The organism is Candidatus Schekmanbacteria bacterium, assembly GCA_003695725.1.
GTDB lineage: Bacteria > Schekmanbacteria > GWA2-38-11 > GWA2-38-11 > J061 > J061.
Window position 1 is genome coordinate 1 of the sequence record RFHX01000334.1, and the last position, 4,345, is coordinate 4,345.

Below are 4,345 nucleotides of genomic sequence, written 5' to 3' on the forward strand. Positions count from 1 at the left end.
GCGTTTCTTGCCTTTTTAAATGAATTAAAGAATTCTATTTCTTTTAATCTCAATTTATTATAATTGGATAGAAACAATTTCAGGAAGAATTTTTCTATGGCTTTCAAAAACATTCTTTTCGAAATAGACGATAGTACTGCTATAGTCACCATCAATAGACCTAAATTTCTGAATGTAATCAATTCAAAGACAGCAACAGAACTAACTCTTATCTTTGAAGAAATAAAAGAATCAAAGACAATAAAAAGTATAATTATAAAAGGTGCTGGCAAAAAAGCCTTTTCTGCTGGCGCAGACATAAATGAAATCAAAAGACTAACAAAGAAAACTGCGCGCAGTTTTCTTTCTCATGGTCACAAGATGCTAAAGTGCATCGAATTTTGCGGCAAGCCGGTAATTGCGGCAATTAGTGGCTATGTCCTTGGCGGCGGACTTGAATTGGCTCTTGCATGCCACTTTAGAATTGCAACAAAAAAATCTAAATTCGGACTTCCTGAGCTTAAAATAGGCGTTATTCCCGGATGGGGCGGAAATGTAAGACTGCCGCGTATAGTCGGCAGAGCAAAAGCATTGGAAATGATATTGACAGGAAAAATCTTGAATTCTGATGAAGCTCTCGAAGCAGGTTTAATAAATGAAGTTGTCGCTGAAAATGAATTTATGGTAAAAGTCCGAGAAAGGGCTTCCAGATTAAACGAAATGCCGCCTCTTGCCATAAAGAAGGCAATTGACACGATAATGAAAGCTACGGAAATTTCCTTTCAAGAGGCAATTAAACTTGAAATGAAAAATATGTCCTCTTTATGCGAAACATATGATAAAAAAGAAGGGATTGCCGCTTTTTTAGAAAAAAGGGAAACTAACTTTAAAGGACGATAATGTTATTTAGTCCCTTGGATTGCAGACAGGGAGTTGAAAAATGAACATTTTTTTCAAGTATGCCGCTTTACTATTTTTTCTCATAATTTTGAATAGCGGATGCAGCGTTATTGATAAAATTCATTTCAATTCAAAGGGAACACCCCCTGCGAAGGAAGCTATCATTTTCTCTGCAAATGAAACAATAAAGGGTTATAAAATTCAACCTGATTTTGAAATATGCAGAGACCTTGTATGCCTTGCATCTATAATCGATGGTGCCGCTCCCTATTACATAAGCAACGGCGCCAAGGAAATTCTTTTTTGTGATTTCAAAAATGATGACTCTGAAAAAAGTTTTTCTGTAGAAATCTATAAAACTGAGAATTTGCAAGCAGCAGAAAAATTTTTCAATAATTCCAGCTCGCTGGCACCTGAAATAATCAAGATAAATGGGAGGATAGCAAAAATAGATAACGGCCTCGTTGGGACATACCGCTTGGAGACTTTTAAAGAGCGCTATTTTATACGTATTATTACATCGAAAAAGACTGAAAACTTGAAAAAAGAAATGATCGACTTTACAAACTCTGTGTTATCTTTGATAACTGATTAGAAATTATTTCTACATCCAAAAAAAACATTACAAAAAAAAAATTGCACTTCCCACCGTAAATAACTGTAAAATTCATATGTTAGAAAAAATTTAAAGGAAAAAACTTTATGTGTGGTATTTCAGGTTTTCAGTTATTTGACAATTCTGCAAAAGCCTCTATAGAGACAATCTCGGCAATGACAAAAACTTTAAGGCACAGAGGCCCTGATGATGAACAGCATTTTATAACTGAAAATTTTGCCCTCGGCAGCAATCGTCTTGCCATAATTGACCCTGCCGGCGGTAAACAACCTGCATTTAATGAACAAAAAAACATAGCGGCAATACTCAATGGTGAAATATATAATTGCAGAGAGATTGGAAGATGGCTTACTTCGAAAGGACATATTCTCAAATCGAATTCCGATACAGAAATCCTTCCTCATCTCTATGAAGAATTAGGAGAAAAATTTGTTGAAAAAATTGAAGGTATGTTTGCTTTAGCCCTTCTAGATATTGAAAGAAAGAGGATTATTCTCGTGCGAGACCGTTTAGGGATAAAACCTCTTTACTACTATTTAGACAATGAGTTATTGGCATTTGCTTCAGAAATTAAAGCTCTTTTAACGATTCCTTCTATTAACAAAGAGCTCAATGTAAAAGCACTTATCGATTATTTTACTTTTGGATATATTCTTACGCCACAAAGCCCTTATAAATCTATCTTATCACTTCCACCTGCTTCTTTACTGATTGCTGAAAATGGTAAGGCAACAACAAAAAGATATTGGAACATTCCCGTTGATGAAAAAGGGAAATATATTAACAAAAATTTCAAAGAGGAATTTATTGAAAAACTCGAAAGTGTAGTTGAATCACACCTTTTAAGTGATGTACCGTTAGGAGTTTTTTTAAGTGGAGGATTGGACTCGAGTATCATATCAGTTTTAATGAAAAGAGCCTCTAAAGGCACAGTCAACAGTTTTACTGCAAACCTATGGTATCAGAATAAAGAAGATATAAAGTCAGCAGAAGAGATGGCATACTTTCTTGAGAGTAATCATATTACCGTGAATATTGGGAGTTCTGATGTTGAAAAGATTGTCTCAATAATTTCTCTTTTAGATGAACCTTTTGCTGATTCGTCCTTTATTCCTACTTTTTTGATATCTGAAAAAGCGTCGAAAAATCTCAAAGTAGTATTGTCAGGAGATGGAAGTGATGAAAATTTTGCTGGTTATCCATCATATGTTGCAGATAAATATAGAGATTTTATTTACGGTAGCCCTCTTAAAAGCGGATTACTGTCCATTAATAATCTATTTCTCTCATTGGCAAAAAAATTCAAAAAAGACTCAAGGATAGAAAGACTTCAAAAAGGACTCAAACTCGATGAGTTATATGCACATCTGTACTGGAGAATTGTATTTGATAAAGAAGAAATAAAGCAGCTCTTTGTTTCGGACTTCCTTGAAAATCAGGAAGATTATTCCCCTTTTTCAAAAGTGGAAGAACACTATGAAAAATTCAAAAAAAGAGGAAGATTAAACAGTATGCTTTTTTTAGATATTTCTACCTGGCTCGTTGACGACATATTAAAGAAGGTCGATTTGGCAAGTATGGCAAATTCATTGGAAGTAAGAGTCCCCTTCATTGACCATAGGATTGTCGAATATGCAGCATCATTGCCGGAAAATCTAAAACTCAACGGTATAACAGGAAAATTCATCATAAAAGAGTCTGCCAAAGAGCTTCTTCCTGAAAAAATTTTGAAAAGAAGAAAAAAAGGATTCCATCTCCCTCTGGCACATTTATTGCGGAATGAATTAGAAGGACTTACATTGAGCTTAACAGGAAGTGAAAAAAAAATAAAGCACAGGGAGCTAAATTGGAATTATATAAATGGTCTTGTAAAAAAACATCTTCAAAAAAATAATGACTACGCCCAAAAACTTTGGACTATTATCTGCTATATAGTATGGAAGGAGAAGAATGAACAATAAATGGCTGAATAAAGAAAAAAATATTTTCTTCGTCCTATTGGCAGCATTTTTGATTTTTAGGCTATTAATTCTATTTACATCCTTTGATGAATTATATGATTCAGAGGAATTATATCGCGGTGCTATAGCCAATGAAATTATCGAAGGCAGAAGTTTACCATTACTAGACTATCTCTATACTGACTATGAAGGCGGCTCACTGATAATAGGAATATGCGCTGTGCCTTTCTTCTTCCTCTTTGGTAAAAGTTATTTATCCTTGAAGATGGCAACATTCCTAATATCTGCGCTTATCTTTTCACTTTGGTACTGGATTTTCAATAAATATTTCAATTTATATAGCGCAGTCGTCTTCTCTTTACTAATGCTCTTTCCAGTGCCGTCTCTTTTAAAAATCTCTCTCACATCATGGGGAAATCATTTTGAAAGCGCTTTATTTTCAACATTTATTATTTTTTTTATTCTAAAAGCAATTTATGAAGATAACACCAAAAGGCAAAATCTTTATACAGCCTTCGCAGGAATTTCATTTGGTTTTGGAACTTTCTTTTCGTACTCACTTCTCCCTCAAGCCGCAGCCATTTTTATCAGTCTTCTTCTTTTAAGATACCGTTTTCTTTTAAAGAAATTTTATCTTCTTGTACTTTCTTCTTTAATAGGATTCTTGCCGGGCATTTATTTCAACCTAACTCATAACTTTGCAGGTTTTAGAATAAAGGGCAAATCCTTAAATCAAATCATTGCACCAACTACACCTAAAGGAGGAGGAAATAATAGGTTTATCAATTTTATTATATCAAAAATTCCCCAATCTTCCTGTCTGAGCGGTGATTCTTTCATAAAAATTGACGGTGCAGAAATTTTAATTTCATTCATTTATCTCATTTCC

4 protein-coding genes are annotated in these 4,345 nt (G+C 34.0%); all 4 read left to right on the top strand.

Annotated features, from left to right (window positions below):
• Positions 1-96: 96 nt before the first annotated feature.
• Positions 97-879, top strand: a complete 783-nt coding sequence (locus D6734_12205) for an enoyl-CoA hydratase (GenBank protein ID RMF92451.1) — start codon at positions 97-99, stop codon at positions 877-879.
• A gap of 40 nt (positions 880-919) precedes the next feature.
• A complete protein-coding gene (locus D6734_12210; protein ID RMF92452.1) occupies positions 920-1,474 on the top strand; it encodes a hypothetical protein in 555 nt (184 codons plus the stop codon).
• Between the two features lie 107 nt (positions 1,475-1,581).
• Positions 1,582-3,456 (top strand): asparagine synthase (glutamine-hydrolyzing), encoded by a 1,875-nt coding sequence (gene asnB / locus D6734_12215; protein ID RMF92453.1) that lies wholly within the window; start codon positions 1,582-1,584, stop codon positions 3,454-3,456.
• Positions 3,446-4,345: hypothetical protein (locus D6734_12220; protein RMF92454.1), on the top strand; the 900-nt coding region annotated here is incomplete at its 3' end. The genes asnB and D6734_12220, both read left to right, overlap by 11 nt.